The sequence below is a fragment of the Halopseudomonas salina genome (assembly GCF_014637955.1).
GTDB lineage: Bacteria > Pseudomonadota > Gammaproteobacteria > Pseudomonadales > Pseudomonadaceae > Halopseudomonas > Halopseudomonas salina.
Genome location: NZ_BMFF01000014.1, coordinates 1 through 4353, shown reverse-complemented (window position 1 = coordinate 4353; position 4353 = coordinate 1). Strand labels below are relative to the sequence as shown.

Here is a 4353-nt window from a genome sequence, read left to right as displayed (position 1 = left end):
CCCTCCTTATTGAGGCCAATACGCTATCACCTGTTACCTATGTGCCCGGTTTGATCTGTAACCCATGTGCCCGGTTAGTACCAAACCGTTTGGATTCCCGCCTTCGCGGGAATGACGAGTTGTGAAGCGGCGGAGTCAATCCATGACGCCTACCTCTCCTACTGCTCTGTCATCCTCGCGAACGCGGGGATCCATTGGCGGATCATGCTGAACGGTGGAGCTTGCGTATGAGGACCCAAGGTCAAAATGGTTTCCCGCGTGCGCGGGAATGACGAGGTGTGAAGCGGCGGAGTGAATCCATGACGCCTACCTCTCCTACTGCTCCGTCATCCTCGCGAACGCGGGGATCCATTGGCGGGTCATGCTGAACGGTGGAGCTTGCGTATGAGGACCCAAGGTCAAATGGCTTCTCGCGTGCGCGGGAATGACCGTGTTTTGGTGGCACCTAGGCGTGAATCCATTAGACCGCCTGGATTCCCGCCTTCGCTGGAATGACGGGGTATTGGTCGTCATCCTCGCGAACGCGGGGATCCATTGGCGGGTTGCGGAAACCGCAGCATCAGACCTGAATCAGCAACGCCCGCAGCTTCTGTATCTCGTCCCGCACCCCGGCAGCTGCCTCGAATTCCAGATCCCTGGAGTGGTGGTACATCTTCTCTTCCAGTTTACGGATCTGCTTGCTGATCTCGGAAGGCGAACGTAGCTGGTTGGCACTGTACTCTGCCGCATCCTCGGCCGCCTTGAGCTTCTTGCGCTTGTTGCTGCGACTGTTGCTGCCCGGCACCACGGCACCCTCGAGGATGTCTTGCACGCTCTTGGTGATACCTACCGGCGTGATGTTGTGCTCGAGGTTGAAGGCGATCTGCTTCTCCCTGCGCCGTTCGGTTTCGCCTATCGCCCGCTCCATCGAGCCGGTCATGCGGTCGGCATACAGAATAGCCCGGCCATTCAGGTTCCGCGCAGCGCGACCGATGGTCTGGATCAGCGAGCGTTCGGAGCGCAGGAAGCCTTCCTTGTCTGCGTCCAGAATTGCCACGAGAGAAACTTCAGGCATATCAAGCCCTTCGCGCAACAAGTTAATGCCGACAAGCACATCGAAGACACCGATTCGCAGGTCGCGGATGATCTCAACACGCTCTACTGTATCGATATCCGAGTGCAGGTAACGCACCCTAACCCCGTGGTCACTCAGGTAGTCGGTCAGATCCTCAGCCATCCGCTTGGTCAGGGTGGTGACCAGCACGCGCTCCTCTTTTGCAGCACGCAGGGCGATCTCGGACAACAGGTCATCGACCTGACTGGTAGCCGGCCGGACTTCGATCTCGGGATCAACCAGACCGGTGGGGCGTACTACCTGCTCCACTGTGCGCCCGGCATGCTCAGCCTCGTAGGGGCCAGGGGTCGCAGAAACGAAAATGGCCTGGGGCGAGATCAGCTCCCATTCATCAAAACGCATCGGCCGGTTATCCAGGGCCGAGGGCAGGCGGAAGCCATATTCAACCAGCGTCTCCTTGCGCGAGCGGTCGCCCTTGTACATGGCCCCTACCTGCGGCACAGAGACGTGGGACTCGTCGATGATCAGCAACGCATTCTTGGGCAGATAATCGAAGAGTGTTGGCGGCGCCTCACCATGATTCCGACCAGACAAGTAACGCGAATAGTTTTCGATGCCGTTGCAATAACCCAGCTCCATGATCATTTCCATGTCGAAGCGGGTGCGCTGCTCCAAACGCTGGGCTTCAACCAGTTTGTTCTGACCTTTAAGTACTTCCAGGCGTTCGGCCAGCTCGATCTTGATATGTTCCACAGCGTCGAGCAGCTTTTCCCTTGGCGTTACATAATGTGATTTAGGATAAACAGTTACGCGCGGAACCTTGCGTAGAACCTCACCCGTCAGCGGGTCGAAATAGCTGATCGTTTCGACTATGTCGTCGAACAGTTCAATGCGAATTGCTTCCAGATCGGATTCGGCCGGGAAGATATCGATAACGTCTCCGCGCACACGGTAGTTGGCCCGCGCCAGCTCCATATCGTTGCGGGTGTACTGCAGTTCCGCCAGGCGCCTCAGCAGCGCGCGCTGTTCGAGGTGATCACCTCGGTCAACATGCAGGACCATGCGCAGATAAGAAGCCGGATCGCCCAGACCGTAAATGGCCGAAACCGTGGCGACGATGATCGCGTCCGGACGCTCCAGCAACGCCTTGGTGGCGGACAGACGCATCTGCTCGATGTGATCGTTTACCGAGGCATCCTTCTCTATAAAGGTATCGGACGACGGTACATAGGCCTCAGGCTGGTAGTAGTCGTAGTAGGAAACGAAGTACTCCACCGAATTATTCGGGAAGAATTCACGAAACTCGCCATATAACTGAGCGGCCAGTGTCTTGTTGGGCGCCATGATGATCGCCGGGCGCTGCACCTGCTGAATCACGTTGGCGATGGTGAAGGTCTTCCCTGACCCGGTCACGCCCAGCAATGTCTGGTGCGAGAGGCCCGCCTCCAGCCCTTCCACCAACTGTGCGATGGCGGTCGGCTGGTCGCCGGCGGGTTGAAAACGGGTCTGAAGCTTGAATTGGGTCATCTATGCGGGGTTCCGACTGCGAAAAATCAGCACGTACTATAGCACCGCCCCACGCTCCCTTCAGTGGTCGCCGGTCGGACAACCATTTCACCATGCTGCGCTTGCGCTGCACTCGCACCTTTGCATCGGTCTGTCTATAATGGGCGCCGAATCACCCACTCACCTGCCTCGAGTTTGCCTATACCATGACTTTGTTTTCCCCTGTTGAAATGGCTCCACGCGATCCGATCCTCGGCCTGAACGAAGCCTTCAATGCCGATAACCGGTCTGAAAAGGTCAACCTGGGTGTCGGGGTGTATTACGACGAAAATGGCAAGGTGCCTTTATTGCGCGCCGTATGCGCGGCCGAAGAGGCCCGCGTTGCCGAGCAAGGCCCCCGCCCCTACCTCCCGATGGAAGGCTTGGCCTCCTACGACGCCGCCGTTCAGACATTGCTGTTCGGTGCAGAATCGAGCCTGCTGGAATCTGGCCGCCTGGTTACCGCACAATCCATTGGCGGCACCGGTGCGCTGAAGCTGGGTGCCGACTTTCTGTATCGCCTGCTGAACAAGCGTCTGGTTGCCATCAGCGATCCGAGCTGGGAAAACCATCGCTCGCTGTTCGAGGCTGCCGGCTTCGAGGTAGTGACTTATCCCTACTACGACCCGCAGACCCACGGCGTAAACCTGGAAGGCATGCTCGAAGGTATCGAGAAATTGCCTGAAGGAAGCGTTGTGCTGCTGCACGCCTGTTGCCACAACCCCACCGGCGCGGATCTGAGCCTGGCTGACTGGACTCGCGTGATCGATGTGATCCAGCGACGAAATCATGTGCCCTTCATCGACATCGCCTACCAGGGCTTTGGTGACAACCTGCAGGATGACGCCGTCGCCCTGCGTCTGTTCGCCGAATCGGGTTTGCCACTGTTTATCTCCAGCTCGTTTTCCAAGTCATTTTCGCTGTATGGCGAGCGTGTCGGGGCCCTGACACTGGTGACCGAGAGCCACGATGAAATGCTCAGCACCATGTCGCAGCTCAAGCGCGTGATCCGCACCAACTACTCCAACCCACCGACTCACGGTGCCAAGGTGGTGTCCGCGGTACTCAACAATGTCGAGTTGTACGCGAAGTGGGAAGAAGAGCTTGCAGAGATGCGCGATCGCATTCGCATCATGCGCAGTTCCCTGGTCGAGAAGTTGGCCGCCGCCGGCGTAACCAAGGATATGAGCTTCATCGAACGCCAGCGCGGCATGTTTTCCTACTCAGGCCTGACCAAGGCACAGGTAGCACGACTGGCTGATGAATTTGCGATTTATGCGGTGGGTAGCGGGCGCATCTGCGTGGCTGCGCTGAACACCGGCAACATCGACCACGTTGCCAACTCGATGGCCGCTGTGCTCAAGGACGACAACTGAGTTGCGAGCTGCGGACTTTTCACCTAGTCACTTCAAGGCGTTGACTTTGATCGACTTTTTGATAAAGTACGCGGCGTCCGATCCGCGATAGCTCAGTTGGTAGAGCAAATGACTGTTAATCATTGGGTCCCAGGTTCGAGTCCTGGTCGCGGAGCCAAATTCAAAAGCCTGTGCTGATGTACGGGCTTTTTTGTGGGCGGAGGTTGGTCATTCCCGCGTACCAACCCGTCATTCCTGTCCCCACACCCCCGTCATTCCCGTCACCCCCGTCATTCCCGCGAAGGCGGGAATCCATATTGACCGGTACTAACCGGGCACATGGGTTACAGATCAAACCGGGCACATAGGTAACAGGTGATAGCGTATTGGCCTCAATAA

General features: G+C 57.6%; 2 protein-coding genes and 1 tRNA gene. 2 read left to right on the top strand and 1 reads right to left on the bottom strand.

The annotated features are described in order from the left end of the window. Positions 1–559 precede the first annotated feature (559 nt). Positions 560–2581 carry an excinuclease ABC subunit UvrB gene (gene uvrB, locus IEV54_RS17215; protein ID WP_150279437.1) on the bottom strand — a complete coding sequence of 674 codons (2022 nt, stop codon included), beginning with the start codon at positions 2579–2581 and terminating at the stop codon, positions 560–562. Between the two features lie 185 nt (positions 2582–2766). Between uvrB and IEV54_RS17210 the strand changes: the two genes are divergently transcribed. Next, on the top strand, positions 2767–3975 hold the full coding sequence (locus IEV54_RS17210) for an amino acid aminotransferase (protein ID WP_150279438.1): 1209 nt from the start codon (positions 2767–2769) through the stop codon (positions 3973–3975). Positions 3976–4056: 81 nt separating this feature from the next. After that, a tRNA-Asn gene (locus IEV54_RS17205) sits at positions 4057–4132 on the top strand. Positions 4133–4353 lie beyond the last annotated feature (221 nt).

Excerpts from the sequence above, each read along its gene's own strand:
- uvrB (WP_150279437.1), bottom strand. The coding sequence starts at position 2,581 with ATGACCCAATTCAAGCTTCAGACCCGTTTTCAACCCGCCGGCGACCAG.
- IEV54_RS17210 (WP_150279438.1), top strand. The coding sequence starts at position 2,767 with ATGACTTTGTTTTCCCCTGTTGAAATGGCTCCACGCGATCCGATCCTC.